This window comes from Pseudomonas sp. FG13 (assembly GCF_057809755.1).
Genome location: NZ_JBMDKO010000006.1, coordinates 18,196 through 43,348 on the forward strand (window position 1 = coordinate 18,196; position 25,153 = coordinate 43,348).

At 55.5% G+C, this 25,153-nt stretch carries 28 protein-coding genes; 3 read left to right on the forward strand and 25 right to left on the reverse strand.

What is annotated here, in order from left to right; all coding sequences use genetic code 11:
- Positions 1–25 precede the first annotated feature (25 nt).
- A complete protein-coding gene (locus tag ACODTO_RS07570; RefSeq protein ID WP_489106181.1) occupies positions 26–895 on the forward strand; it encodes a DNA/RNA non-specific endonuclease in 870 nt (289 codons plus the stop codon).
- 54 nt (positions 896–949) lie between these two features.
- Here ACODTO_RS07570 and ACODTO_RS07575 read toward each other — a convergent pair whose 3' ends face one another.
- Positions 950–1,201 (reverse strand): hypothetical protein, encoded by a 252-nt coding sequence (locus ACODTO_RS07575; protein WP_489106182.1) that lies wholly within the window; start codon positions 1,199–1,201, stop codon positions 950–952.
- A gap of 252 nt (positions 1,202–1,453) precedes the next feature.
- Positions 1,454–3,292 carry a MobH family relaxase gene (gene mobH / locus ACODTO_RS07580; protein ID WP_489106183.1) on the reverse strand — a complete coding sequence of 613 codons (1,839 nt, stop codon included), beginning with the start codon at positions 3,290–3,292 and terminating at the stop codon, positions 1,454–1,456.
- A gap of 189 nt (positions 3,293–3,481) precedes the next feature.
- Here mobH and ACODTO_RS07585 point away from each other — a divergent pair, with 189 nt between their 5' ends.
- Entirely contained in the window at positions 3,482–3,844 is a 363-nt protein-coding gene (locus ACODTO_RS07585; RefSeq protein WP_489106184.1) for a DUF3742 family protein, read from the forward strand.
- A gap of 21 nt (positions 3,845–3,865) precedes the next feature.
- On the opposite strand, the gene ACODTO_RS07590 is transcribed toward ACODTO_RS07585, so the two are convergent.
- From ACODTO_RS07590 to ACODTO_RS07660, 15 genes are all read right to left on the reverse strand, one after another.
- Positions 3,866–5,371, reverse strand: a complete 1,506-nt coding sequence (locus ACODTO_RS07590) for a conjugal transfer protein TraG N-terminal domain-containing protein (RefSeq protein ID WP_489106185.1) — start codon at positions 5,369–5,371, stop codon at positions 3,866–3,868.
- A gap of 346 nt (positions 5,372–5,717) precedes the next feature.
- The gene (locus ACODTO_RS07595) at positions 5,718–7,067 is read right to left on the reverse strand and encodes an integrating conjugative element protein (protein ID WP_489106291.1); all 1,350 of its coding nucleotides are present in this window, start codon (positions 7,065–7,067) and stop codon (positions 5,718–5,720) included.
- A 56-nt stretch (positions 7,068–7,123) separates the two neighbouring features.
- Positions 7,124–8,026 (reverse strand): TIGR03756 family integrating conjugative element protein, encoded by a 903-nt coding sequence (locus ACODTO_RS07600; protein WP_489106292.1) that lies wholly within the window; start codon positions 8,024–8,026, stop codon positions 7,124–7,126.
- Between the two features lie 198 nt (positions 8,027–8,224).
- Positions 8,225–8,734: a RadC family protein gene (radC, locus tag ACODTO_RS07605; RefSeq protein ID WP_489106186.1), complete on the reverse strand. Its 510-nt coding sequence runs from the start codon at positions 8,732–8,734 to the stop codon at positions 8,225–8,227.
- Positions 8,735–9,382: 648 nt separating this feature from the next.
- The gene (locus ACODTO_RS07610; protein WP_489106187.1) at positions 9,383–10,426 is read right to left on the reverse strand and encodes a hypothetical protein; all 1,044 of its coding nucleotides are present in this window, start codon (positions 10,424–10,426) and stop codon (positions 9,383–9,385) included.
- A gap of 55 nt (positions 10,427–10,481) precedes the next feature.
- The gene (locus ACODTO_RS07615; RefSeq protein WP_489106188.1) at positions 10,482–10,646 is read right to left on the reverse strand and encodes a transposase; all 165 of its coding nucleotides are present in this window, start codon (positions 10,644–10,646) and stop codon (positions 10,482–10,484) included.
- A 225-nt stretch (positions 10,647–10,871) separates the two neighbouring features.
- Positions 10,872–13,724 carry a conjugative transfer ATPase gene (locus ACODTO_RS07620; protein ID WP_489106189.1) on the reverse strand — a complete coding sequence of 951 codons (2,853 nt, stop codon included), beginning with the start codon at positions 13,722–13,724 and terminating at the stop codon, positions 10,872–10,874.
- The gene (locus ACODTO_RS07625) at positions 13,724–14,149 is read right to left on the reverse strand and encodes a TIGR03751 family conjugal transfer lipoprotein (RefSeq protein ID WP_489106190.1); all 426 of its coding nucleotides are present in this window, start codon (positions 14,147–14,149) and stop codon (positions 13,724–13,726) included. Before ACODTO_RS07625 ends, ACODTO_RS07620 begins: the two co-directional genes overlap by 1 nt.
- A complete protein-coding gene (locus ACODTO_RS07630) occupies positions 14,127–15,554 on the reverse strand; it encodes a TIGR03752 family integrating conjugative element protein (RefSeq protein WP_489106191.1) in 1,428 nt (475 codons plus the stop codon). The genes ACODTO_RS07625 and ACODTO_RS07630 overlap by 23 nt, the downstream gene beginning before the upstream one ends.
- The gene (locus tag ACODTO_RS07635) at positions 15,544–16,431 is read right to left on the reverse strand and encodes a TIGR03749 family integrating conjugative element protein (RefSeq protein WP_489106192.1); all 888 of its coding nucleotides are present in this window, start codon (positions 16,429–16,431) and stop codon (positions 15,544–15,546) included. The genes ACODTO_RS07630 and ACODTO_RS07635 overlap by 11 nt, the downstream gene beginning before the upstream one ends.
- Entirely contained in the window at positions 16,428–17,111 is a 684-nt protein-coding gene (locus tag ACODTO_RS07640) for a PFL_4703 family integrating conjugative element protein (protein WP_055136577.1), read from the reverse strand. The genes ACODTO_RS07635 and ACODTO_RS07640 overlap by 4 nt, the downstream gene beginning before the upstream one ends.
- Complete coding sequence (locus tag ACODTO_RS07645) at positions 17,108–17,506, reverse strand: TIGR03750 family conjugal transfer protein (protein ID WP_489106193.1); 399 nt, start codon at positions 17,504–17,506, stop codon at positions 17,108–17,110. Before ACODTO_RS07645 ends, ACODTO_RS07640 begins: the two co-directional genes overlap by 4 nt.
- An 11-nt stretch (positions 17,507–17,517) precedes the next feature.
- Positions 17,518–17,877 carry a TIGR03745 family integrating conjugative element membrane protein gene (locus tag ACODTO_RS07650; RefSeq protein WP_055136575.1) on the reverse strand — a complete coding sequence of 120 codons (360 nt, stop codon included), beginning with the start codon at positions 17,875–17,877 and terminating at the stop codon, positions 17,518–17,520.
- 14 nt (positions 17,878–17,891) lie between these two features.
- Entirely contained in the window at positions 17,892–18,125 is a 234-nt protein-coding gene (locus ACODTO_RS07655) for a TIGR03758 family integrating conjugative element protein (RefSeq protein ID WP_489106194.1), read from the reverse strand.
- The gene (locus ACODTO_RS07660) at positions 18,122–18,460 is read right to left on the reverse strand and encodes an integrative conjugative element protein, RAQPRD family (protein WP_489106195.1); all 339 of its coding nucleotides are present in this window, start codon (positions 18,458–18,460) and stop codon (positions 18,122–18,124) included. The genes ACODTO_RS07655 and ACODTO_RS07660 overlap by 4 nt, the downstream gene beginning before the upstream one ends.
- A gap of 250 nt (positions 18,461–18,710) precedes the next feature.
- Here ACODTO_RS07660 and ACODTO_RS07665 point away from each other — a divergent pair, with 250 nt between their 5' ends.
- Positions 18,711–19,037 carry a hypothetical protein gene (locus ACODTO_RS07665; protein WP_489106196.1) on the forward strand — a complete coding sequence of 109 codons (327 nt, stop codon included), beginning with the start codon at positions 18,711–18,713 and terminating at the stop codon, positions 19,035–19,037.
- Here the strand turns inward: ACODTO_RS07665 and ACODTO_RS07670 are convergent.
- From ACODTO_RS07670 to ACODTO_RS07705, 8 genes are all read right to left on the reverse strand, one after another.
- Positions 19,021–19,770 (reverse strand): TIGR03747 family integrating conjugative element membrane protein, encoded by a 750-nt coding sequence (locus ACODTO_RS07670; RefSeq protein WP_489106197.1) that lies wholly within the window; start codon positions 19,768–19,770, stop codon positions 19,021–19,023. The genes ACODTO_RS07665 and ACODTO_RS07670 overlap by 17 nt on opposite strands.
- Positions 19,767–21,896 carry a type IV conjugative transfer system coupling protein TraD gene (traD, locus tag ACODTO_RS07675; RefSeq protein WP_489106198.1) on the reverse strand — a complete coding sequence of 710 codons (2,130 nt, stop codon included), beginning with the start codon at positions 21,894–21,896 and terminating at the stop codon, positions 19,767–19,769. Before traD ends, ACODTO_RS07670 begins: the two co-directional genes overlap by 4 nt.
- Positions 21,897–21,898: 2 nt before the next feature.
- Positions 21,899–22,327, reverse strand: a complete 429-nt coding sequence (locus ACODTO_RS07680) for an integrating conjugative element protein (protein ID WP_489106199.1) — start codon at positions 22,325–22,327, stop codon at positions 21,899–21,901.
- Entirely contained in the window at positions 22,324–22,617 is a 294-nt protein-coding gene (locus ACODTO_RS07685; RefSeq protein WP_489106200.1) for a hypothetical protein, read from the reverse strand. The genes ACODTO_RS07680 and ACODTO_RS07685 overlap by 4 nt, the downstream gene beginning before the upstream one ends.
- Positions 22,618–22,754: 137 nt before the next feature.
- Complete coding sequence (locus tag ACODTO_RS07690) at positions 22,755–23,474, reverse strand: TIGR03759 family integrating conjugative element protein (protein ID WP_489106201.1); 720 nt, start codon at positions 23,472–23,474, stop codon at positions 22,755–22,757.
- An 8-nt stretch (positions 23,475–23,482) separates the two neighbouring features.
- Positions 23,483–24,121 (reverse strand): hypothetical protein, encoded by a 639-nt coding sequence (locus tag ACODTO_RS07695; RefSeq protein WP_489106202.1) that lies wholly within the window; start codon positions 24,119–24,121, stop codon positions 23,483–23,485.
- The gene (gene pilL2 / locus ACODTO_RS07700) at positions 24,118–24,645 is read right to left on the reverse strand and encodes a PFGI-1 class ICE element type IV pilus protein PilL2 (RefSeq protein WP_489106203.1); all 528 of its coding nucleotides are present in this window, start codon (positions 24,643–24,645) and stop codon (positions 24,118–24,120) included. Before pilL2 ends, ACODTO_RS07695 begins: the two co-directional genes overlap by 4 nt.
- Before the next feature lie 166 nt (positions 24,646–24,811).
- A complete protein-coding gene (locus ACODTO_RS07705; protein ID WP_055129590.1) occupies positions 24,812–25,123 on the reverse strand; it encodes a hypothetical protein in 312 nt (103 codons plus the stop codon).
- Positions 25,124–25,153: the final 30 nt, after the last annotated feature.

Consider the following 25,153-nt stretch of genomic DNA (forward strand, 5'->3'; position numbering starts at 1 on the left):
GCCTCTGTTTTATAGGAGGTTTTCGATGAAGTGGCTGTACAAAATAAAGCTAATCTCGCTTTTCGTCATCCCACTGGTTGCGGCTTGTACCTCCCCTCAGCCAACGGGCATCTCGGGCACATCCAAGCAATATCCTCTGATCCCACCTACGACCATCGACAACTGCTCAGTAGGCTGTCCGTCAGGCGGCGGAGCCCTCACGCTGTATCGTCAGGCCTACACACTAAACAACAACGGCTCAACGAAATTCGCCAACTGGGTTGCTTATAAAATCACGAAGCAAACCTCTGCAAGCGGCCGCCCTCGAAATTGGAAAACCGATCCAGATGTACCAGCTGACGAGACGTTGAGTCCTGCTGATTACAGCGGAGCCAACGTCGCCTTGAGGATGGACCGGGGTCACCAAGCAAACCTCGCATCCATGGGCGGGGTCTCTGATTGGCAGACACTGAACTACCTCACCAACATCACACCGCAGAGATCTGATCTGAACCAGGGCGCATGGGCACGCTTGGAGGATCAAGAGCGCAGCCTCAGCAAGGCGACTGAAATCGATGCTGTCTACGTTACTACGGGGCCGCTCTACGAGAAAAACATGGGCTTGTTGCCAGGCACCAACAAGATCCATACGATCCCGAGCGGATACTGGAAAGTCATTTTCACGGGCAGCAATCCAGCCAATGGTCTGTACGCAGCGTTCATCATGGAGCAGGACACACCACGCTCTGCCAATTTCTGTGATTTCCAGGTAACGGTGAACGAGATCGAGAGACGCTCGGGGCTCACCCTGTGGAGTGGATTGCCACAGGAGCTTCAGACGAAGCTGAAAGGCGAGAAAGGGCGGTTGCCTCAGAAAATCGGATGCGTTGCGGTAGGTGAGATATCCAGCAGGTAGAGCCGCATAAAAAACCACCTGTGAACAGGTGGTTTTTTATGCGATAGAAAAGGGTTAGTGAGCTAATTTGATAGCTGTAAGAATGATGCCAACAGCGGCTGACATTATGACCCCCATGCGAATAGTCAGTCGCACGTCAGCTTTGGCTATCTCAGCCGTCAGCCGGTGTTCGAGATTAGTAAGGTCACTCTTGGTCGCAAGAAAAGTATGCATGTCATTCTCCATTGCGTTGATCACTGCATGGGCTTTGGGCTCGGGCACGTTGATCGCGATCAGCGCTTGGTACAGAGCCAGTTCCATTTTCATTAAGGCCTCCTAAAAAATTAAGGGCCTTGTCCCACGACGGGAAAGGCCCGTCGTGGGTGAGAAAATCTGTGTTTCCATCGACCTTAAGTCGACTGACTGCGCTACCGAAACGATGCAGTCATTGGGCTGGATCCTGCGAAACATCGCAGCGCCGTATGAGAGGATCCTTACGGCTGGCATGTAGCTGAGCACGTCAGCAAGACACGTGTGTAAATTGCGTCGCTAGGGGGCTGCTGTCAATCCACAAAGCGGTTACCGGGTGTTTCCTAAAGTGGGGCGTTTAGGTTTCTTTGGCTCTGGTTCCACTACCTTGAGATAAGGGTTGTTCAGGGCCAGGTCGTTCATGAGGCCACCGTGTGCTTTGAGAAGGTAACCGTGTAGAAGTCTGGTTCTGCGCGCGCCGCTGACCTCGCAGGTCCAGATGTTAAGGTCGTTGGGATGTTTGCGATGCAGCTTCATTTCCTCAAATCGTTTCTGAATCCATTGCCAGTCGTGCAGTTGCTCTTTCTTTGCGATACGGGCGAGGTGAGGGTGTTCCTGGCCGTAGCGCATAAAGACTCCTGGGGTGACCAGAAAAATGGTGTCGTTGACGGTGTGCACCAGAGCTTTGGTGTCATTCATGATGAGGCGGTGAGATCGCACGCCTTGAGTTAACCATTCCATGAAGTGAGCTCCGGATGGCTTGATTGGCATCTCAGCCTTCGTCTCCATGATCACTGGCTCTAGATCATCTCGGGGGATTTCGTCAAAGTCATCGGGTAGGCAGGGGGGACCTCCGAATAAGTCCATGAGCGCGTCGACAGAGTCAGGTAACGCAGGCTCTTCGGTCATTGAGTAGGAGGGTGTGAGTGGTGGGCTGTTTGCTGGGGCTACTCCCTTCCGGGGCTGTCTTGGGGAACTATCGGGACTTGAGGCGTCGTCCGAAGGTATCGGGAGGGTCTCGATGTCGTCGACTATGACCGTGCCTGTGAAAGCGGCTGGGCGCGCTCCGGCGTCCCAGATCAAGGCAGGTGAAAGCTTCAGAAACGTGAAGCTATGAGACCAGCCTGTCTTGCTTGTCACTGTGGCTTTCCAGATGGCTTTGCCGTCGGCGTTGGGTAGGGCAATGCCGTGTTCTTGCAGCACATTGAATACGGCGATGTTTCTTTCTGGAATGCCATCGACGCCTAGCGAAAGCAGGTGAGCGCGGAGTTTGTCCGAGACGGTTTTGCTAACTAGCCAAAGGGCGTCCTGGGTGAGCCATCCATCAGAGGCTTGGGGCTGGTTGAGCTTGAACTCTTCGCTCAATAAATAACGCAGGCCTTCGAGCAGCTTGCGTTGCAAGGCGTGTTTTGGGGCGGCCATGGCCTTGGCGGGATCGCCACCGAGCGCTAGTGCAACGGAGGCTTGATCGGCCTGAGTGATCAGTATGCCGAGGTCGCCGGTATGCTCGCTTTGTCCTGCCCAGTTGAACATCAGGCAGTTCCACGGCTCCGAGAAAGAGCAGAGCCAGTCCTGGATCTCTCGGGTAACAATCTGATGGATGAGTGGACCGGTTGCTGCGGTATGGAGACGGTACTGCCGGTCTTTTCGATAGCGTAGACGGTACGGGGCCGTGAGTGGCCCGTGCCAAGGGTGCCAGACGCTGCCATCGGCGTACTCAACGTGTATGTCGACTGCGATTTTACCCAGGTCATGGCCCAGGGCGGCGTAAGCCAGAGCGGCGCTCCAGGCTTCAGCTTGGGCGATCTGAACCTCGGGTTGTGCACCTGATGGAAGCAGATGGGATTGCTTCAGCTTCAATGCGTAAACGATGACTTCTAGGCCGTGATCGAGCATGCCGCCAAGGTATGCGTGGTGGTGATTTTCTGAAGCGGGTAGAAGCTGAACGAGCTCAGCGTATCGGCTGATTGGGTCAAGGTAGAGTGTGTTGAACTGAGAGCGGGAGAGGGCGGTGCGCTGCCAGATCTGCTCCAGTAGCTTTTGCCGGCGAGGGGATGCCAGCAGCGATTTTGCCGATTGAGGCTCGGTGAATTCTGCAGACGGTGCTGGCTCGGTTGGAGCAGTTTGTTTTGGAGTTGATCGTGACTTTCGGCGAAACAGCGAGAGCATGATTGATCCCTATAAATTGGGCTTGTAGGAAGCCTTTTCTGCTTTTCGGGTAGGGCCTTTCCCCTTCTGCTCCATTCCCTTGGTTTGCTCCACTTTCCCATTTACCTTTTGAGCGCCGCGGCAGGTTACTGAGCTGCCGAACGACCCCTTTTATGGACGAAGGGTAACCATGGGCAACGGAGGTGATTGATGCGCAGACAGGAGCAAGCTACGAGAGCCGAAAGGCTCGGCGAGTACGCTGGGCGATGCTGGAGATGTTATTTGAGGGTACTGGATCGACTCTCGGGTGGTCTCCAAAGGGCCGGTGTCCCATATGCTCTATCTCGAATGATTGCGTGGGGCTTGCAGGCGTTTGTCCTCTTCGTTTTGTTTTACGTTGCGTTCTGGGTACTGGTCACTGTTGCGTTCATTCTTGTTGCAGCAGTTACGCTTGCTCGCTCAGGCCTGCCGCGCGAAGAACAGGTCTTCGGTGAACAAAACGATCATAAGAAAAGCGTTTTTTACGATCCCATTAACTATAACGACCCAGATGATCCCCGGTTCGATGACTGATCTCAGCACATAGCTAGCTGATCACTTGACTAATTTATAGGCCATACTGGTCCCCTTGGCTCCAGAGTCGGCGGCTTGTCTGGTGCCATCACTGAGACCTTGGAGTACACCTCCTGCACGGACTCCCGCCCACGCTAAACTCGCCACCCAAAACCCTGGAAGAATGATGAATAGAGTCGCCATAACGTAGTTCAGTAGCATGTCTCCGAAGGAGTTGTTCGCGCCCAGGAGCACGTTGAAATTGCTGTGTGGTGAGTTCCATCCGTACAGGGCGTCGAGGATGGTGCTGTCGAGCCAGCGGGCGAGTTGGAACCAGAAGTCGACGAAGAACAGAGCGAATTGCACGCAGCTGATGGTGGTCAGGGCTTTGAGTTCGTAGGTGCCGATGACCAGGATCAACGGGATGCTGATGGTCAGCGCCATCTTGAGGAATGACAGCACCATCGGCAGGGCTTGGCGTACGACGTCCATGGCGGGGAAGTAGGCCAGTGAGCCAACAGTCAGTCCAAGGTCTGAGGCGGCGCGAGCGCTGAGGTTGGCGGCGGTCATGTCAATCTGGCCCGCATAACTGGCATAGACGTCGCGTTGGTTTAGGGTCTGTTGACGTGGAGAGGCCACGGAGCGAACGACGGCGTCTTCAGCCTGGTGGGTGTTCAGAAAGCGAGCCCACTGGCTAAGTCGCAACAGTAGGTTGGGGTCTACCTGACGCAGTAGTCTGAGCCGTAGGCCGTGGCCAACATCTGTCCACCACTGTTTGCAACTGGGGTATCCGCCGCCCCCTGGGATTTGTGGCAATCCTGCATCTCGAGTGCTGTTGTAGGGCCAGCGACTGCGGGGTGTTTTCGATCGATACGTGTCGTAGTAGCCGGGGGTGTTGAGCAGGTACTTTGAACCGATCCAGTTGATGTCATCCATCGTCTCGTCGTTCAAGTCTGGGCGGTTCATGAACAGCTTGGCTCGAGCGGGGCCATAGCAGTCCTGGCTGAAGTCAGCCACTTCCTGAGCCAGTATTGGATCATCAATGCGGGCCGTGTCGATGTCGATGCGTATCTGCCGCAGATCCGTGCCGCAGGGAATTGCAGCAGTGGCGCCTCCGGTCAGAGCCTTGGACAGTGAGTGTATGAAGAACCACCATACGGGCACTTTTGCGCTTTGGTTGTTGAGCACCGTGAAGGTATTGGACCAGCGGGTGTCCTGGGGTGTCGCAACGCTCACCTGGCATTGTGCAGATCGTGTGGTGTCGAACTCGATAGTATTGAGGTCAACGTCAATGAAGGGGATGCCGGCGAACATGATCACCACGATGGCGACCCAAACCCTGTTCTCGATACGCAGCGAAGAGAGCACTCCCTTGTTGCCTTCATCCGCACCTTCGCTACGGGCTCTGAGCCATTCCTGAACGATGATCGCCAGAAAGGGCAGGGCAAAGACGCCGGTGGCAACCAGCATCTCCCATATCCCGTTGTTGACGATCCACCCGACCAGGGTCAGGTAATACTCCAGGTAGTCGTTGGTGTAGAGCGTCATGGGCGTGGCCGCGATCGGCTGTCGGTGGCAAAGATCGACCACTCGAGGAGCACCAGGACACCGATAGCCGATACTTCAGCGCAGAGAAGGCGATGATTTTGCTTAGCTGTTAAACCTCGACTCGCCAGGCTGATCCGCATCCGGTACCAGCCCCCAGCAGTGACGCAGTAGAGAGCAAGTCGCCAGGCCAAAAGGGCGACCTTGTTTGTATCTATCCATGCACTCCAGGCGCTGAAGTCGCTGGAGGTTTCCAGAATCAGTAACCCGATTACGGTAGACGCCAAGCCAAGGATGACGCTCCAGAGGAGCAAGTGCGCGATTAGCGTTCTGGTTTTTGACGAGCGCATCATCGTTGTTCCCCCTCTGGAATCACCTGCTGGATCAGATCCAGTCGGTTGCGTACGGGGTCGCCTTGGTAGACGCCCTGAGAGGCTGCCGCACGGCTGCTTTGACGCTGGATCAGCATCATTGGTGAGTTGCCTGCCAACGTGCTGCGCAGTTCAAGCTCGGTCTTGAGGCTGTTGATTTCCTGAGTCAGAGCTTCGCTTTCTATACCGATAGCTTGTTGAGCCAGTTGATTGGCGGCGACGTTTGGTTCCTTGCGCCCCGTCAGTAGGGTTCGTTGCAACAGGAGTGCTTTTTCGAGGACGCTGGAGAGGGCGACCTCCGAGGCCAAACGTTTTGCCAGCAGATCTTGATCAGGCTCGTCACGCAGAGCTTCGATCACGCCCCGGGTGATGGGCAGTGATTGGCTACTGGCTGCCATCAGGTTCTCTAGGGAGGTTAGCTTGCTGCCTTTGAGAAGCCCCTCAAGTGCTTGTAGCTTGGCTTCGTATTCTTCCTGGATGAGCGGTGTAAGGCCCACGCCAGGTTTGGTTTGGGTCTTGGTGCAGTTGTCGCAGGTCTGGTGTTCCTGCTCACCCAGTACCCGTGTTGCCCAAGTCTCAGCTTCTTGGGGGGACGACCAGGTCTGGCAACTCAATCGATTGCCGCACGCGTCTTTAGGAATGGAGGAGCGGTTACCGACATCACGGCCGTTAAGTAGATTGAAGCCAGCACGAGTAATGTCTGACACCACTTTGATGGGAGGTTGTCTTTTACCTCCGGCTGAGTCGCCGCCGACCCAGGGAACACCGTTATTCCCTCGGTGTTTCTCAGCCTGTTCAACCGCAGCGACGGCATCGCCGCTTTTCACTGATTTACTCAGTGCCATGCCTTCTGCCAATTGCCCCCAACCGAGCTGCCCACCTGCGATGTCAGCCATTCGTTCAGCGACGGCCAAACAGGTGGATTTGGAGCGATCGAAGTCGAGCCGTGCTTGCAAGATGCCGTTGGTGAGCAGGTTATACAGGCCAGGATCCGCCCGCTGAATGATCAGGGCGGGAAGAGAGGCCACGGCCGCGGTGGCGTTCTGAATCACATTGCTCATGATCGACTTGAAGCCGCTGGTGGCACCGTTCAGTTGATTCTGCAACGTATGGTTCAGACTCATGTCGCCGCAGATCAAGTTGGTGTCCCAGCCTGCGCCGACCATGATGGTGTCCATGGAGGCTGCGCCACCCATGGACACTGCACGTCCGCCCCCAATGCTGTACAGCACTTCATCTCCCATCACCGTACCGCTGTGATGGATGCCGTCTTTGTTGATCTGGGTCTGAGCGGCGTGGGCAGCTGTCGCGAGGAGCAAGGTGACCATAAGAAACCGGAGGCAGCAGGGGCGAGTCCTGATCGAAGCGTGCAAAGTCTCGGTTTTCATTCGCCTGCTCCTGAGTAGTCTGTGCTGCCCAGAAAGATCTGTCCTTCGCGCTCGCAGCAGCTATAGGGGCGCCATAGCGCCCACGCATAGTCTCCGCGTGGCGATTGAGCGTGTTGGAGCTTGTTGGGGAAGACGGCGCAGGTTTTTGATTGGTTGGGTGTGAGCTCCTGCCATTTGCCGGAGCGCGGGTCGCTTTCTTTCAGCGGACCGGCTGGCCAATACCCATCTTGGGCCGTCCCCAGCAGTGGCTGATAGACGTGCATTTGCCCGCGGCGGGTGACAATGTCGCCGGCCCGTTGGGCCACAACGGCAGCGCTTTTATAGTCGTCGACGCCGTGCAGGAACCCACCACGAGGATAGACTGAACCCCATAGATCCCCGCTAGCGCGACTGCCGATCTCTCGCACGCCGGGCGTAAGCGTTTCTGGAAAGACCAGTTCGGGGACGTTATAGCGCCAGGCGATGCTATCCAGGGTGCTCAGGAAGTAAGGCATCAGGATCTTGCCTGCACCTGAGCAGCCGTAACCGGACTGGCTGACGAACTGGCTGAACGTGGCACCGCCAGGATGCCCGATGACGTCGGCATTTTTGAATTTAGCGAGGTCAGCTTCATGGCTGATGCCGGTGCTACCGTCACCGCCGCTGAGGGCGGTGGGGTTGGCTGGGCTCATAGCTCGAACCTCTGTCCATGGATTCTCACCAGTGTTGCTGTAGCTCGAGACGACTGCATCGGGAACGTAGTGACGGACCTTGGAGGACGTTTCGACTTCGCAGCCAAAATTGGTGCAGAAAAGCCAGTAACAGATGCCGACCACGCGATAGGCGAGGCAGTCTGGTGAGAGACTTGAGGCAGTGATCGTTGCGGTATTGAGCGCAAACGCAGTGAGGGGAAATCCCATCGCCGCGGCGATGGCAGTGAAATGGCATATGTTCGGGCGACTTAGGGGCATGGTTTGATCCTGCGCAGAATGGTTGCGCAGTGAACCAGCAGAACTCGGCCTCTACCCGTGACAAACGGATCTGGCCTTATCCCGCATACAGGCATCGCTTAGAAAAAAAGCGCCCGATGGGCGCTTTGAAAAAAGTGGGTTGGGGCATCAGCCAACGAAAACCAGCGGAATCAACCCGGCTTCAGCGAAGGAGTAGGGTTCACCTTCGCCAATAATGAAGTGATCCAGAAGACGGACGTCCAGCCTTGGTAGCAGGTCGTTCAGTGCCTTGGTGACTTCTTTATCTTTGCCGCTCGGACTGGTTTCGCCGGAGGGGTGATTATGGGCGACGATAATTGCTGCACAGTTGTGCTCCAGGGCACGTTGCAGAATTCGTCTAGGGTAAACGGCCACTGAATCAATCGTTCCGTAGAACAGCGTTTCGTAGGCCATTACCTTGTAGGAAGAATCTAGGAATAGCGCGGAGAAAACCTCCTGGGCCTCACCCGCGAGTCGCAATCGCAGATAGTCGCGGGCGTCTTGCGGTGCCTTGAGGTAAGGACCACGTTTGAACATGCGTTTCTCCAGAATCGAGATGGCTTGCTTGATCACGTCATCCTGATGCTCTGGGCTGTTCTCCTCGGTAGAGGCGGAAGCCGTTGGGGAAACTATTGTCATGGGAAGCTCCGTTGACGAAGAGGCTCCCACCCCAGGGGCAGAAACCCCATGGGATTGATGTATGGATTGACCGAGCGGAGTCGGCAGGGAGGAGAGTGCATCCACCATCGCGTGGACGATGGTTATTCGCGGTCGGATGCTCGACGAATGAATTGATCTGCTCAGCAACGCTGAGCCGTAGCCTTTAAGACCAAAGCTACCTGGGCGTGTCGCTGACCAGGTCAGCAGGTAAAGCATGATTTGCCGGGAAAGTGTCGGACGAAGGAGGGGGCATCGTCACGATTCAATCCGCAACGTAGGCTTTCCTCTTTCTCGGATTTATGGTTATGGCCGCGTCACCGTAACGAGTGTTGTTCGGGGTTGAGCCAGGGGCGATGCGATCAGCAGTGCTTAAGCGAGAGGTACCCCTCGTCCAGCTCATTCCTTAGCGATCTGGTCACCAACGCTAGGGCTGTGAATGTAGGGTGGAGGGTAGCGATGTAAATCAAAGCCATTACCGATAGCATAGGAGGTCTGCGTGCACATTGCTGATCCTGAGGGTGATTTTTTGGTGCAACCGACGGATGCCATCAATGTTTATGAAAGAAGGTGTAGGTAAGAGGCTTGGCTAGATTCAAAGCCCTCTAGCTGCGTCGGGTATCAAGAGCGTCAGTCTTCGCGCATGAATTTCTCATAAGCATAAGCATGGTAGGAGCAGCGACCATCATTATCTTGATCTTCTTGCCCTAGCGCCTCGCCGCAGTCTTCGCATTCGGTGTAATCGAGCTCGCAACCGCACCACAGGCAGGTCTGATCTTTGATAACGAATGCTTCCCGGTCACACGCGTTACACCGTTCCAGCGTGGGTTCATCGCCGTCGCGTGGATCATAAGTGTGAGTTTTGCCAAGCGCATCCAAAAGCAAAGGCGCAATCAGTTCGCGATGGCCGCATTTGACGCACACTGCGAAAAAATGGTCGTCATCAGACTCGACTGTCTCACCAGTATCAATGTTCTCCTGATCTGGCTTCAGGAGTGTAGAAGCGCATTCAGGGCATTTGCAGGCTTCCAACCACTCGTACATACCATCAGGAATGCCGGCTTGAGCCCAACCTTCATCGCATTCCTCTTTGATTTCTGCGACAAAGTCGTGATGAAGCAGCATGATTTGCCAGGCGTCACCCAAGATAGCGGCGGGTTCTTCCTGAAGCTCATCACGGATGAAATCTCGCAGTATCGGAAATAGTTCTGCTACAAAGTCGGCGACTTCGCCCAGGGTATGAGCCGGATGAAGGTGCTCCAGGTGGTTGCGACAAGCCTGAAGCTTGTCAATTACGTTCCAGTTAATCTCGATATCGAAAGCATCAAAACGTTTCTTTATTGTCGCGACATCAATGGTTGTGGACTTGAACCGACCAACAGGCTGCCAGGTGACCCCACCATCGCCATCTGGTTGTGGCAGGATTTCTGGAGGGTTGAATATCAACGCAGCCGCATCGGCTGGATTATCAACGCTGCTCGCGATTTTGTACTTGAAAAGCAGCAGAACCCCAGCGAAAAGGTTCCGAATTGAAGAGAGCGCTCTGGCCGGGTCATGATTGTCGCCACCTTGGCTGCGTTGGAAGTCTTCCACGCCAAGGCGAATGGATGTCAGGGCGTTTTCGCGCAGCTTCGCGGCGTCTAGGGTTGGCTTTGCTTTTTGATTTCGAGCCACTTGAGAAGTCTCTATCGATGATGGCTATCTGATTTCGGATAGTAAGCCAGCATCATCAGGATTTTCCAGCAGCGATGTCGCGGTAAATCGGCAGCCACTTGCGGATCACGTTGGCGTTGATGCGATGGCTGATGGCGATACTGGACACCGTGGCGCATGGTTGCAGGCATTCCTGCACGACCTGAGCCTTGAAAGTTTGGGATAAGCGCTTCGTTGGCACATGGGAGTCCCGGCGATAAGGGAGGCGCGTGCGCAAACATAGGCGGACACCATCACCCTTAATGCTGGAGTTCGGGAGGTGTGTTCGCCATCCGCTTACATCCAGCGCCACTTTTTGCTGTACCTACGGCATCTATGTCTATCATCAACGCCGCACCAATCCTAACGTACTCGGTGTGAATGCGTGCTGTCGTTCAGTCCTGCGGAACATACAGACGTATCTGTCTTACAGAGCTGAGCCATCGAAGTGCAATGGCTCGATTCCTCTTGCACGGTCAATGTTCTCGGCCATTTGAATTGCAGCATCCAGCTCGCTGATGCTTTGTTCTTGCATAAGCTTGAAACGTGCCGCTTTCTCCTCTGGTTCGGTCATAGCCATAGCCAGGTACAAGCTGGGCGGGACGGCTCTGAAGAGCGCTTCCATGGACTTGGAGAGCACGACCCCTTCGCAATATTTACCGGACTCCTTGCGAGCGGACATCATCATCGACTTTTGGGCGGGGCTGAGCTCGCGGAAGCGTGCAATTTTTTCCACTTCATCAGGTGGCATGCTCAAGCAGATCCACCACTCGATCATGTTCAGCATAGGCTCGGCTGCCTTGGGCAAATCGTCGAGATTCTGCGTGGCCAGCCAGAACCAAGCCCCCAGCTTTCGCCACATCTTGGTGATCTTAACCACGTAGGGTGAAAGCAGTGGGTTCTTGGTGATGATATGACCTTCATCCGTGACGTTGATGATCGGTCGGCCCAGGAACTGGTCACGCTCAGCGATGTTGTTGACGGTATTGAGCAGCGACAGATAGGCAATTGAGAGCTGTGCGTTGTAGCCCTCGCGAGCGAAGGTGGCCAAGTCGACGATGGTTATGTCTGCTTCTGGCCACGGTGTACCTGGCCGGTTGAATAGTTCGCCGTCCAGCCCCTGGCAGAAAAGGTCCATGGCTTCAGCCATCTCCAGAAGACGTGTCCGGCGGGCTTCTGGCAAGGTTAGTTCGCTTGCGCGTGAGCGCAGTGCGTCGCGTACGTCCTGGGTCAGAACTGTACGATTGTCAGTGACGCAGCACTGTGCTGCATCCAGAATACTTTGCCGAATCAGGCTTCGGTCCGCACGGGTCAGACGTGCCTCTTCTTTGTCCTCTCCGCCGGTGATCATCAGGCGAGCAGTGATTTCAAGTTCCCCAAGCACATCTCGCTGCTCATCACCCTCGAGGGGCGTGGTTGAGTCATCCAGTCGGTCGGCATCAAGCGTTTCAATTTCGTCAGGTGTTTCCACCAGCCGACGTGCATCTGCGAAGGGCGCCAGGCTTACGTCGGCACCTGGCGACAGTTTCACGTGATGCACCGACAAACCCAGGCGCTTGGCAAACTCGGCAAACAGCCCAAAGGAGTTACCTGCTTCAACGATAAAAAGCCGCGGTTGGTAGATGGCTGTGACCTGGTTGAGGATGTTGTTGAGCGTTGCTGACTTGCCTGAGCCCGTGGGGCCGAACAGAAACAGGTGGGCATTCATTTGCCGATCAAGGCGATTCAGTGGGTCGAAGGAGAGAGGGCCGCCGCCGCGGTTGAAGAAGGTAATGCCCGGATGTCCTGTGCCTTGGCTGCGACCCCATACAGGGGCCAGGTTGGCTGCGTGTTGCGCGAACATCAGCTGGCTGTACCACTGGCGTTTATCCTTGGCGGGATCAAAGACACACGGCAACCAGCGCAGGTAGCTGTTGAGTGGTGCCACCTCATCGTCCTCGCGCACAGGCTGCAATCCGGCCTGTAGCATCACATTGGCGAGCTGCATGCCACGAGCATTCAATTGCGCGATGTCTTGGCCCCGAAGGTAGAAGGCAAGTGATCCTCGATAGAGCTTGTGGGAGGACCCGATAATCGATCGGGCTTGATGAACGTCCTGTCGTGCCTGCTCGGAAGCCAGGGTCTCGCCTACGGACTTCTTGCTCAGATGGTTAAGGTGGGCTTCGAGCACGTCCTGAGGCGTGGCCACCAGTGTCAGACACATCAGAGTGTCCTCAGGCATCTGGTCGAAGTATGCATTGATCGCGTCGCCCTTGCGCGTTTCTCCCGTCAGGTGGCCCGTGTGGGGCACTGTACGCAAGCGATCCATCGTCATGATGCGGTGCGGCATGCCGTCGAAGTACCAGATGCCTTGAGCTGCATCAGAGTGAGGTTGGTTGAAGAACAGGCGCTGAGAGAAGTCCGTACCGCTGGCCAGTTCGATTTCGCCGGCGTTCGTTTCGGTTGGGTAAGCTGTTAGGTCGTAAAAGCGTTCCCGGTCTTGCGTGGTGCTGCCCAGCAACGAGGGGGCAGGGTTGAACCAGCGCAGCAGCCAGTCGTGGATATCCTTTGCCTCAAGTCGGCAAGTCTTGATGCCAGTACCGGTCAATCCAGCCGTCAGCCGGTCGCACACGTTGCTCAGGGCCTGTTCCGCGGACTGGCCACGTTTCAAGGAAGTCGCGTGAGGGGCACGACGGTACACAACCATCCGTACACGTCGAATCTGCCCCTTCCAGGGCAAGCGAGTCAGCGTGGTGTCCTCAAAGAGTCCTCCAGGCTTGGCGATCGCGTTGAGGTGGTGAGCGAAGAACCGCTGGTAAAATGTGCTGAAAGCGCTGCCCCGCGCGCGAGGTTGGACGTACTGACGCAGCGTATGCAGATAAGCCTCCCAGTTGGTTTCATCCTGGGCATAGAGCTGTACTACCCATGGGTCCTGGTCCAGCTCGTCAAAACTGTCCTGCAGGATGTTTTCAAGCGTGTCCCTGGCTTGCTGCAGCCAGGCGCTTTCTCGGCCTTCCGTGCCTAACGGGGTAATCTCGAAGAAGGCGGCTACCGAGAGCCCATCTTCAAGCAGCATGCAGTTGGATTGGGGGAGAAATTCGACCCAGGGCAACCGATCCACGAACGAGGGTGCAGTGTCATAGAACGTGTTGTCGTCTGCCTCAGTCACCGGCTTTTTGCGACCGATACCTGGCTCAGCGATGCCTTGCGCCGCCAACTTGGCGACGTGGCGAGTCCAGGCATCGCGTTCCATCGGTTCTGACGGCGGTTCCTGACGCTTCCATCCAGAAAACCAGGTCATCAGTAGTCCTCCAGTCGTTCGCCTGGCATAGCGTACTGAACGCGCTGATGTAGAGGAAAAACCGTGCTGTACCCAGGCACCGGTACGGCTTCTGTTCCAGCCCGGTGAGGAAAGACGTACATCACGAGATCCGGATTGGGCAGTCGGTGAAATTGGCTCTGAATTTCGTTTTGAGCGGTCCGTGTATAGGGAGTAGCAAATGACGGCACAAGAGGCTCAGTTAAGGGGCGCCTCAAGGCTTGCCTCGCATCGAGCAACTGCTGAGCGGTTCGTCCGTTTGTTGAGCCACTGGTTTGCTGATTCCAGACCTCCATCATCGTGCTGCCGTCATGGCTAAGTAGGTCTTCGGTATTGGTTGCGCATCCTGTGAGGGCAACAGCCATCAGGATTGTCCTCGTTGCCTCAATCCAGTTCTGTGACGTCATTTCGACCTCCAAGGGTGTGATCAACTTTGCGCCCGTGAGGGGCGTAGTCGAGCGCGAGGGGCTGTTCGATGTGCACGGCAACCTGGGCACCTGGCTCGACGTAGACAGCGGCAAAGGCCTGGCCGTAGAGTTTGTTGACCCACTGAGAGATGTCCTGCACACCGCTGGCGAGCAGTCGATTCATGGCTTCGCCCCCAGAGATGCCAACCGTGCTCATCGCGCCACCGCTGCTGCCGGCATAAACGGTGGAGTTATCAGACTTGATCAGGGACGCTGCACCGACACCGGCTGCAGTGATGAGGGCTTGTGATCCCAGATACTGCTGAGCGTTGCTGCGGCGTTTGCCGGCGACACAAGGAATTCCATGCTGGTCGCTGATCCACCCCAGGCCTTCCTGGGCAGATCCATTATTCGATGCATTCTGCGAGCCGTCACTGCCATCACGGCCGTCGCTGGGCAGGGTGCGAATGGTTCCGTCCTGGAACACGAAGGTGATGGAGCGGATTTGTCCTCTGACGCAGGACAGCGTCCAATCGCCTGATGCAGTACCGCTGACGACGGCACCGGCAATCTCTGGCAGATCAATGCCATTGGCTGTCAGGTTGTCTGCCCCGATCAGAACCTTGAATGGGTATGGATCGTTGACGGTGCCGTCAATAGGGACACGACCGATGAGCGCTGTCATTGCCATGGAGCCCATCAGTGTGGCATTGGGCGGTACGGTATACGTTGGTTTTGCTGTTGGGGCCTCAACGTCCCTGGAGATTCTGGTGGTGAAGGTGCCAGCTAAATTACTCAACGGATTTTGCGCGGGGCCGAAACGCGTGGGGAAGCTAAATCCCGATTCGGTAGAGGGAGTGGCCGTGTCCTTGGGCAGGGCATCATCAGGTTCAATCCAACGAATATCGCGCCTGAAATCTGAGTCATCGCCATCGTACGAACCTATCCCCACCGGCAGATCCATGGGGTTTTCCTTCCGGTATAAGCCATCCAGTTGCCGCTGAAGATCCTGTAGGAGCCATTGTGTTTCCGAGCCGTCACCTGTGGTGTTTCGCTCTTCATGAACACGCTGTCGCTCATTCTCTAGAGCGAGCTGGATGCGCTGTTCAATGACATCCATAAATTGATGCAGTGATTCAGGTTCTTCCCTGCGTGGCTCCCTCTCGCTCACTGCTTTCTTCAAGTCAGCTCGAAGCTGTCGTACCTGCGCTACCAGGGTGGCGACGGTATCGCTCGACGTATCGCCTTCCAATCCAAGGGCTTTGATCTCTTCAGCGGTGAGTTGGCTCTGTACTTCGATTGGTTCGGAAGGCGAGGATCTGTTGGGCAGTAATTTCACCAGTACCAGAATCACCAGGAACGCCATAGGGATCATCAACCATTTGAGCAGCCCATTACTTTTCATGGTGCACCTCAAGGGATGATTCGGCCTCTGCGTAAGGCAGGTTTAAAGACGCATCCACGGGACTGATCGTTGGGAGCAGCGAAAGTGCGATGCCATGTCCTCGAGTGGTCAGGTAAGCCACCGTGGTATCCACCGAGGTGCCTTTGGGGCCAAGAAAGGAGTGCTGGAAGGTGGCCGTCGCGAAGTCACCCAACAGTAATCTGGGATCGAGATCGACAACGGCCTGGGTTTGGTTGGTCAGTCGGATGGCCGTGACCCAGTAATCATCGAGGCGCCAGGCAGCCAGCGCTTTGGCGCTGATCGGTAAGCTAGGTGCTAGAAGTTCCATTGAGAGATTGGCAGGAAGATTAACCCGCCTGACACCGTGCAAAGGTTCTACAGTGCGAAGCGGTGCATATAGGTTTTGGGCAGCGTAGCGAGTCAGCGCCACGGGGACAGGAGTTTGAGATGACGGTTCACGAGACTGAGCTGCTGACTCGTTGGATCTGTCTTTGGTGCGTGGTCTGTCTGCGGGCGATTCGATGATCCTGATCGGTTCCAACTGAGTTTGACCCTCCCGGGCTGTCTCAGCGGCTATGTCCAGGAGGATCAGCTCCCCCGTGACAGCATCTTGCAGTTGTAGGCGCGTCGGCTCGATCGGTTCATTGGCCCGCAGATAAACCGTTCCCGCCGCACTTTGTACCCTTAGACGATCACCCAAATGGGAGGGCATGCCGACACGTACATTGCGCTCTACAAACAGTACACGTTCCTGCCCCACAAGTAGCGGAATAGCGAGCGGCAGGCGCTTCCATTCCATAATCTCTACTGCTGGGCATGTGGCAGAACAGAGGACCAGCATCACGCCCAAAGTCGCAGCGACTAGTAGCGGATTCATGAGGTCTCTCCCAACGGGCGTTCTGATGGTTGGGAGGCAGGCGCCGAAGTCGCCGGAATGGCAATACGTTGAGGCGCTCCGTCGTAGCAGTCCAGCGCAAGTCCGAAGGGATTCAATTCCGGATCAATGTCCAGACGTACTACCTTAATGGGGTAGCGAACGAGCGCCCGCTTAACCTGTTCAGCGCCGTGATACTCATCCGCATTGATATCCAGAGTCACGAGCCAATCGCTATCGGAAACGATCTTCACACGGGCTTCTGGATCGTCTCCGTAACCGCGTCCCGGGATCTCGTATATCCCTCGCACACGCTTTCTCAGTTCTCCTGATCGGCGTCGCTGATCATAGTCATACTGAAAAAAAGAACGGCACTTCGGGGTCATGTAGGCCGACAGGGATTGTAGGTTTCGGTTGTAGTCCTCTTCACCGTCCGTTGGCCATCGATTGAGTTGTTGAAAAATGTAGAAGGTGAAGGCATACACCGACTCGGGTGGAATTTCCCACCACTTGCGAGTACTGCCAGAGCGCAGGTCTGGGGGGACATGGATCGTAAGTTCCCGGGGTGCACTCCACCAACCAGCTCCCAGCCCCAACACGATCAGGCATAACCCGCCCGTACAGAACCTGAGCGTTTTCACATGGGATTGCAGATGCAGTACTTCGTTTTTGAACCTGCTCATATGGCCTCCCGACGTGTCGTCCAGAAGCCAGTGCGTGTGATCAGCTCACTCATACCCAATTGAAGTGAGAGGTGTGGACATTGATTGGCTAGCCACCACTGGAGATGCCTATAGAGCCATGTGTCCGGGCGGCCTCGCTTTTGCCGGCGTATCAGTCCTCCACCGATAAATAATCCTGCAGCAATCAACAGCACGATTGAGGTAGGTATCACTGCGATGCTGCCCAACAACCACGCTGAAGGAATGCCCAGTATCAGGCCCGTTGCTCCAGACAACCCTGTGGCGATCCAAAGCTCGTCTGCGGTCAGTCCTCGAACGACAACGGGTTGTCGATTGAGGCGGTGTGGAAGAAAGGTGATGGTGCCTTCGAATGCGTTTTGTTGAAGAGACTCCATGGTGCGTCTCCTTACAGAATGCCGGTGGCTTTGGTCAGCAACCAGATACCGACCACCAGCATGACTGCACCCACCGCGATGCTCAGACCGAACTGACCCCAAGTGGACCGTCCAGTATGGATTTCGGAGTAACGGGTGTAAGCGTGGTAGCAGACGCCGATGAACATGGAGGCGACCACGAGCAACGCAACGAGCATGACGATGTCGTATCCGTAGTTTTGCATCGTCTCCATGATGCCTTTGCCAGCACCGCGAGACGGATCTTCCATGGTAGGCAACTTACCTTTGGCTAAGAGCGGAGTCGGGAACAAAGATTGGCTAAGTGTCAGTACGGGGATGAGGTGTTTGTAGTCTTGGGAATGCCGATTCATGGGGGGCCTTTGACTCATGCGAGGAGGAGATACGTCAGGGCCAGGTACATCGCCGTGAAGCGAATCACCACACCCAGAATTTGACGTTGATTGAGGCGTTGCTCAGCCCAGCCGGAGTAAGCTGTGCGGATGGCCCATACGCCCCAGAGCAACAATGTTGCGAAGACGGCGCAGGTCAGCACAGTGGCTGTACTGGAAGGTGTGATGCCGCCGTTTGCCTGATAGGCAGTGATCTGCGCGGCATTCATTGATCAGGCACCGCTTCGTCGGTGTAATGACCGTGCAGGACAGCAACCTCACGAGGTATGGCGCGTCGAGGTGACAGATAGTCTTGGATGCCCGTGCTGACACGGGAGATGTCTGCACGGAGGCGGGCATAGTTGAAGTGGTAGCGTGAGGAAGCAGGCTCCTTATCGAAATCACCTGCTGCGGAGAGCCGCTCAATGGCGTTCAACTCGCGTAGCAAGATTGCTAAACGTGTATGTTCGTCGATGATTTCGTTGGCTGTAGCTGTGGCCTTTCCTACGAATGCAAGTAGGAAAAGGAGTTTCTGTAAGTATTTTGGATGTATGGGGTTGATCATCGTTGAGCTCGTTCTGTCCAGTCAGACGGCTCGATATTGCGAGAGACAGGGGGCCTGATGCTGCGATCAATGGGGTACTGGTCGATACCGTATTGAGGTAGTCACGCCACCATGCATCTTCAGCTCATGATCGTAGGAACTTCGTTGTCGTTCACCTAGTAGCCAATGAAAGATTCTGAAATTAATGGGCAGTAGCCGGTTTTTTTGGGTGATGTACTGTGCGGTCTGGATTTTTTGCTCAGGTGGAAGAATGGATTCTGCTACGGATAGAAATAATGTGTTTTCTAAGCAGCTTCGATTCGATGAAGAGCGAATCGCAATGCTGTTGGATGAAGCATATTCGCTTACGGATCCTGTTCAGCGGGTACGGTGTTTTGAAGGTGTTTTGCTTGACCCGGCGGCCGAGCGTGTCCTTTCTGGCCCTGAATTGAGGCGTCTACATTTGAGCAAAGCGCTGGCTCATACCGAAAACAGTGAGCGCCTTTTCAACGAAGGGAAGGAGCCCGCCCTGGCCCTTCGAGAGCATGACTTGGCGGTCCTACATCTGCGCAAGGCAGAGATCACAGATACTTTTTGAACCTGCTTGCTGTGAGGCTTATAACACCCCCAAGAAGGACCGCACTGGGCAGCAAGATAAAAGCGGCGTTCACGCTCACTGGCAGCACCAGATAGATGACCCAGGGGAAGGTGAGCAACGGCATCACGCAGGCCTTGGCGCGGTGATAGACATACCCTGACTCGCGGCCTGCACCGAATCGACGGATGTCTCGTTGTACGAGCCCATCGATCAACCCGATAAATGCTGCTACGAGAAAGAGCGGCACCGACAAACACAGTACAAGCAAGCGGACGATGAAAACCAGTACGCTAAAAGCTGCAGCGATGAGGTTGTTTTCTAGGTGCGAGTAGAACGCCCCGATGTAGTCACGAGCCGAGCGAGCATCGGCAATACGAGCATCCTGCGCACGCTGCGATGTGCTCATCAGTGCATGGGTAACACCCGTATTTACCAGAACTTCGTCATACACAAACTGGACGATTTCTCGGGCGCTTCGTCCCGGCTCCTGCACCAGTGCGCTGCGCTTGAAGTCGTTGGACAGCTGAACCAGTTCGTATTCAAACATTCGCTGTGAATGCCGCCAGCCTTCTTCTGGCCAGAAAACATATATGCCGACACATTCGATCACAATGTTCAGCAACAGCGATCCAAGCAGAACGGCCACGAACCGAAAGGGCAGGGTTAGCAGATTGATGAACACCCCTTGCTGTTGCCGCTGCTGATGCTGGGCAGTCGCTGAAGGGCCGCTCATAGCTGCGTAGACTCCGTTTGTGCAGCCCCATCAAGAAGATCCTCAGGTAACGGCGCGTCTTGATCCTGCTCTGTTGCCGAACTCCACCACTCGTCCGCTGCGACGTAACGCTTGCGCATGTAGCCGGCCATCATCTGTAGGTCCTTGGGCATGATTTCATCAGGATCCGGCGCGGGCAGGGGCATGCGAATTTTCCAAAGCTGACCACCTTCAATCAATCCGAATGCTTGGCCTTTGGGTAGAGCGACCACATGCGCAGGCTCAATCATCGGAACGCTGGTGGCGGTGATTCGGTCCTGTGTGTTCGAGGTAAACGCGGTATTTCCATGGGGATCTGAGCTGTCGGTGGCCGCGCTCATCACCGAGGTTGTATAGACCTCGACTTTGGGCAACTGGTTGGTGAGCAGCTCGGCCGTAGCCGTTTCACGGACTCTTAACATGAACAGATTGTTGAAGTTGCCAATGACCTGGCCTGCTTTGGCCCGGTTGCCGATTCGCGCTTCAATGTCGCTGAGTGTCTGAGTGTATGCCGTGACCTGGATGCCTGCACCACCACCCTTGTTGATCATCGGGATAAACTCATCGCCCATCAGTTCGTTGAATTCATCAGCGTGAACATTGATGGGTATTTTCTGATTTACTTCTGCATCAGACAGCCTTTCGTCGACCTCGAATTTGTAGATATGGCCCGCCACAGAAACAAGGTCAGAAAACATGGAATTGCCGACGGCTGAAGCCACCTCCGAATCCGACAACGCATCAAGGCCGACATAAACAACGGCGCGCTTGCGGATCACTTGCATCCAGTCAAATATCGGTCGCGAGTCTGGCAGGTACCTGTAATCGGGAGCCAGCAACTGAGCAACGTCACCGGTGGTGAGCTTCTCCAACAGCGGCAACAGCGAAGCAACAATCTTGTCGAAATAGGTCCTGTCGTAGCGCACCGCGGAGCGCAGCCCATCAAGGACGGGGTCATACAGTCGCGCCTGTGCCAGATACTGTTCAATCGCGACCACCCGTTTCTCGCGGCCTATCATGTGCCGCGGGGTGTTCTTCTCGCTGATATTGGCTTCGAGCTGGACAATGACGTTCCAAGCTTTGGGATCTTTTTCGGCAAAGAAGCAGGCTGCGTATTCGATAAACAGCGCGTCGATGTTGATCACGTGACGCTGAATCAGCAGATAGTCCGGACGCTGCCCCAGCTCAACCAAGGCACGGGCAATGATATTGACGAAGCGCCAGGCAAATTCCCTGAACGCCGCGGAATTGCCTTCTCCTGACAACTGCCCAGCGATGCGGGACGCGACCTCGGTAATACGCCCAAATCGTCCAATCGCATTGTAGCGAGCTGAGATCGAGGGTTGCCCCAGGTGGAATACGTAGAACTCCCCCTCACGCCCTGCGCGTTGAGCCTCAACGTACATGCGTTTGAGCAGCTCGGCATCCCCCTTCGGGTCGAACACGATACAGACCTCACCACGACGGATGTCCTGGGTGATGAACAACTCCGCCAATCGAGTCTTGCCGACTCGAGTCGTCCCAAGTACCAGGGTATGGCCAACCCTCTCACCCAGGGGGAGGGTGACATCGAGTTCTTGAGGTTCTACGGCATGGAGGCGGGGCCCCCCCCCTACGGGAGGCAACGGTCTGACAGGATTAAAGGGATGGTCCCAGCTGATGAGTCTAGGCAGCCGATTCAAGGGGCTGGGTGCGAACTCCAGCCGGGCTTCCACTCGACGTGCAACTTGGTACAAAGCAGACGGTTCCACATACCGCCGAAACTCAGGCCGATAGGTCTGCATTAAACGGTGCGTGTGGCGTTGATCCCACCGAAATCCTTTACCCACGAACAAGCGTTGGTGGCTGACAGGAATTTCACGACTGGTCATCACGTAACGCGACAACCGCCTCATCTGCCGGCGATAACGTAGGACGATACAGGCTTGCCTCAAGCGAATGGCACCCAGTACTGCACAGATACACGCCGCTCCAGCTCCCAAAGTGGGAGTCAGTGCCAGCGACCAGGGAGCGGCAAGACACAGAATCGCCGCTGAACCACAGGCGGCGACGCTGTACAGTTCAACAGCCGGCCGCAAGAGCGTTTCTACGGCGTGGCTCTCTGTCATTACTACTGCTCAAGGCTGCTGGCAGTGATCAACACGGGATAGTGCTGAAGGTGAAGGCGTTGAGCCAAATCATCAGCAGCTACCGGGGTCAGGGTCAGGCCAGGGGCCGCCTGACGAAGTTGAGCAAGTGCCATCTTCGATTCGACATTGACTACCAGACCAACTGCCTTGAGTTTCGCCAACTGCGGTAGACGCTGTTTTAACCAGGACTTAGAGCGAGCATCGTCTCCAATCAGAAAGAACGCAGGAAGACCTGTCGCGTCCAACGTTCTTCGTTCGACAGCTCCAGGGGATAGGTTTGTCGAGCGAACCGGTAGAAAGTCTTCTTCGCTGTAGCGTTCTTGCGCGTAGCTGAGCCTGGGGGCGTCAGCCACACACACGCCGTAGTAGAACGCCAATATGAGGCCGGTCCATGCATAACGTGTTTTCATGGCGTGAGTATCCTTACAAAGCCAATAAGGGGCAGATTTTCGCTTAGGTATTGTCGATAACGTGCCGCCAGCGATCCGAAGTCAGGACGATGAGCAAGACCCGCAGCAAAGATTCCGTCTTCACTCGGGCGAAACGGCAGCAAACGAATCGCGGCAACTTCCAGATACCGATCGGGCCGCAACGGCTGATCAGGGTGCCAATAAAACCGCTGTCGATGGTCCTGATTGGTTTGCACCAGACCGGTGTCATTTCGTAATGCTACACGATGTTTAAGCGCTGGTTTAAACATCCGCGCAACTTCGACCGGTCTAGCGCAATGACGACTAAAGTCCCCAGCTGTAAGGGGCAGAAGCCATGATCCTCTGGTGCAGGCCACCTCCAATTGCATAGCAAAACAAGGGACGCCTCGCCGTGCGCTGTTTATGTTTACTGGCGCAGCCATCGACCATTTACCTCCTGCATCACTGCCGGTAAGTCTCCGTGTGCGCCGATGGATGCCCAGCGTCCGTTGTCATGATTGATGGAGATGTTCCCGTCTCGAATCCTTTTGGGTTTGATGCCGACTTTTTGCGCCCACTGCCGAATGCGCTTGTCGTCTTGTTCGCTGTCGACAACATAAAGATCGAACGCGGTGCCTGACGTGTACAGTTGCCTGACCTTCTGATCGCACTCGGGGCAGTCCAACCGAACGAAGACGGATTTTCGCTCGGCAGGTTTGAACATAAGGGGGCTGCTGATGGGAGGTAGGTTGATGAGTGACATTCCCGGATAGCGATCTTTCCAAGCTTGGTCATAGGCGCGCTGGTAGCCGAGCAACTTCTCAACGCGCAAAGCCTCTGCCTCCACCTGAAGTCGTGCATAGCGCTGTCGCTCGGCATCCGTAGGCGCTTCAATTCCCAGTGCGCTTAACGGGTCCAGGTTTGGAGAGTAGGTGCCCAGTGGCCCTCTCATCAGCGCGTCAAATCGATCCAGTTCCTCCCGCTGTAGGCCCCACTGCTGTGCAAGTAGTGTTTTTTCCATTGCAAGAGTCGTATCTGCACGGAACTTGGCGTTGGCCTCGATGGAGGTGTTCGTGGCGCTTTCATTCGCATGAGCATCGAAGCAAAGCGAAAAGATCAGCGAATTCAGCAATCGTAAACGAGACATGGCCACTCCTATCGAATGCTCAAGCGGTGAGTAATGCCATCGGCGACAAACACCGCGGTCTGTTCGTCGAATCCTTCAAGCCTCCAACCCTGAAACGAGTCGCCGACCCTGAGAAGGTGGCTATGATCCAGCGATTGAATACCTGCCGGCCCAACGGCCAAGAATGGGTGCCCGCCGCGCAGTTCCCGGCCCAGTACCTGGATCTCAGGCTCAATTTTTTTCTTCGGTTTTCGATAGGTGTTTGTGGGCGAGGGGAGAGGTTGTATGGGCCGTTGGTGACTGGCCTCGATCGACTCGATCCGTTGCAGTAAGGCGTTCAGGTCTTGACGGGACACATGCGTGATAAGAGCTAGCTTAATATCTTCGAAGCGCTCACTCACCTCATCTCGCATGTTGTTGATGGCTGAGCGAGTTGCCGTATCGTCCGCTTGCTGGGTCGTCAGGATGAACTGCTCCAGTTCCTGGATTTTGCTCTCAAGGTGCTGGAGTTGGGTTTCGTCATTCGCCCCATCAAGCCTTTGGGCTAGGGTCGACAGTGACTTTTGATGTGCAATAAGTGTGCAGCACGTTAACGCGAAAAGAAGAGGCGCTGTCCAGTGCATCAGTCGGGTACGTATTGGTGTATCTGAGAGCGTGGAATAAATCACAGGGAAGCCTCCGAGCGGAGGGGCGCGTTTGCCTCTGGTCCTGTAGTCGAGTGGTTAATCGAGGACCTAAAACAGACCTGGCGATGTTGCTCATCGATTTGTAGCGACCACGCTGGACCTGCCAGGGTTTGCAATACATCGCGCAGCACTATCGGCCCTAGCTTCAAATGAGCAGCAGGCAATGGGAGAGCAAATAGGCTCGCGTTCTGAGGTGTAGGCTCGCAAAGCTGGTAGCCCGTACGTAGTAGGGCATAACGAAGAGCGTCTGGTACTGAGGCAGACCAGGTACTGGGCAGGTCTATGTCTATGACCTGCAACAGCAGGTTCTGCTGTGCCGCCTCGGGTGCAAGCTCGACCAAGGTATAGCGTCCATAGCGTTGCACAGGAATGTATTGATCGGACGGGTGAGTAACGGCAGTCTCGACTACGGGGGCGGCAGGCATTTGCTCAGTGGTTAGGCATCCCGTGAGCGAAAGACTGCTCAGCAGCATGGGTAGAAGTAAACGCAGAGGAATCACTGGCATACATCGGGCTCCTGGGGACGATCTGTGAAGGATCTCAAGCAGGTGCCGCCTTCGCAGCGATCAATAGGAAACAGCACATTCCCGTTTTATGACCGCAAAGAAAACGGCCTCCAAGGAGGCCGTTAAGATTGATGGCTGAAAGGTGAGGGAGGCCTGGCCGCAGGCCTCAATACTCTTCAGGTAGGAGAATGGTGGTCACGCTGCGGTCAGCTTCAGTGATGATCCACAACTTGAACCCCGGCTCGATCTCGTCGACGTGGTAGACAGACATCAATCGATAGTTGCACATCAGTGCTTCTTCGTTGAGCTGACGATCCTCATCGCAGATGTCTCCCCAGTCGCCAAGGATATGACGGCCGAAGTAGTAGAACGGATCCAAGCGCTTCGTTCTCATCAAGGCATCGACACCAGGGGTGATAACCAGGGCGCCGTGCTCAGCAATAAGATTGTCCGAACCACCAAATTTGATAACAATCATGGTCTGCTTCCTATTTAAAGATGGGCCATG

Coding starts and splice junctions, on each gene's coding strand:
- traD (WP_489106198.1), bottom strand. CDS start 21,896: ATGACAGAGAGCCACGCCGTAGAAACGCTCTTGCGGCCGGCTGTTGAA.
- ACODTO_RS07680 (WP_489106199.1), bottom strand. CDS start 22,327: ATGAAAACACGTTATGCATGGACCGGCCTCATATTGGCGTTCTACTAC.
- ACODTO_RS07685 (WP_489106200.1), bottom strand. CDS start 22,617: ATGTTTAAACCAGCGCTTAAACATCGTGTAGCATTACGAAATGACACC.
- ACODTO_RS07585 (WP_489106184.1), top strand. CDS start 3,482: ATGCGCAGACAGGAGCAAGCTACGAGAGCCGAAAGGCTCGGCGAGTAC.
- ACODTO_RS07635 (WP_489106192.1), bottom strand. CDS start 16,431: ATGAATCCGCTACTAGTCGCTGCGACTTTGGGCGTGATGCTGGTCCTC.
- ACODTO_RS07690 (WP_489106201.1), bottom strand. CDS start 23,474: ATGTCTCGTTTACGATTGCTGAATTCGCTGATCTTTTCGCTTTGCTTC.
- pilL2 (WP_489106203.1), bottom strand. CDS start 24,645: ATGCCAGTGATTCCTCTGCGTTTACTTCTACCCATGCTGCTGAGCAGT.
- radC (WP_489106186.1), bottom strand. CDS start 8,734: ATGACAATAGTTTCCCCAACGGCTTCCGCCTCTACCGAGGAGAACAGC.
- ACODTO_RS07640 (WP_055136577.1), bottom strand. CDS start 17,111: ATGAGCAGGTTCAAAAACGAAGTACTGCATCTGCAATCCCATGTGAAA.
- ACODTO_RS07645 (WP_489106193.1), bottom strand. CDS start 17,506: ATGGAGTCTCTTCAACAAAACGCATTCGAAGGCACCATCACCTTTCTT.
- ACODTO_RS07650 (WP_055136575.1), bottom strand. CDS start 17,877: ATGAATCGGCATTCCCAAGACTACAAACACCTCATCCCCGTACTGACA.
- ACODTO_RS07600 (WP_489106292.1), bottom strand. CDS start 8,026: ATGGGATTTCCCCTCACTGCGTTTGCGCTCAATACCGCAACGATCACT.
- mobH (WP_489106183.1), bottom strand. CDS start 3,292: ATGCTCTCGCTGTTTCGCCGAAAGTCACGATCAACTCCAAAACAAACT.
- ACODTO_RS07670 (WP_489106197.1), bottom strand. CDS start 19,770: ATGAGCGGCCCTTCAGCGACTGCCCAGCATCAGCAGCGGCAACAGCAA.
- ACODTO_RS07660 (WP_489106195.1), bottom strand. CDS start 18,460: ATGATCAACCCCATACATCCAAAATACTTACAGAAACTCCTTTTCCTA.
- ACODTO_RS07630 (WP_489106191.1), bottom strand. CDS start 15,554: ATGAAAAGTAATGGGCTGCTCAAATGGTTGATGATCCCTATGGCGTTC.
- ACODTO_RS07575 (WP_489106182.1), bottom strand. CDS start 1,201: ATGAAAATGGAACTGGCTCTGTACCAAGCGCTGATCGCGATCAACGTG.
- ACODTO_RS07595 (WP_489106291.1), bottom strand. CDS start 7,067: ATGGTCACCTTGCTCCTCGCGACAGCTGCCCACGCCGCTCAGACCCAG.
- ACODTO_RS07705 (WP_055129590.1), bottom strand. CDS start 25,123: ATGATTGTTATCAAATTTGGTGGTTCGGACAATCTTATTGCTGAGCAC.
- ACODTO_RS07625 (WP_489106190.1), bottom strand. CDS start 14,149: ATGACGTCACAGAACTGGATTGAGGCAACGAGGACAATCCTGATGGCT.
- ACODTO_RS07590 (WP_489106185.1), bottom strand. CDS start 5,371: ATGACGCTCTACACCAACGACTACCTGGAGTATTACCTGACCCTGGTC.
- ACODTO_RS07665 (WP_489106196.1), top strand. CDS start 18,711: ATGGATTCTGCTACGGATAGAAATAATGTGTTTTCTAAGCAGCTTCGA.
- ACODTO_RS07655 (WP_489106194.1), bottom strand. CDS start 18,125: ATGAATGCCGCGCAGATCACTGCCTATCAGGCAAACGGCGGCATCACA.
- ACODTO_RS07570 (WP_489106181.1), top strand. CDS start 26: ATGAAGTGGCTGTACAAAATAAAGCTAATCTCGCTTTTCGTCATCCCA.
- ACODTO_RS07620 (WP_489106189.1), bottom strand. CDS start 13,724: ATGACCTGGTTTTCTGGATGGAAGCGTCAGGAACCGCCGTCAGAACCG.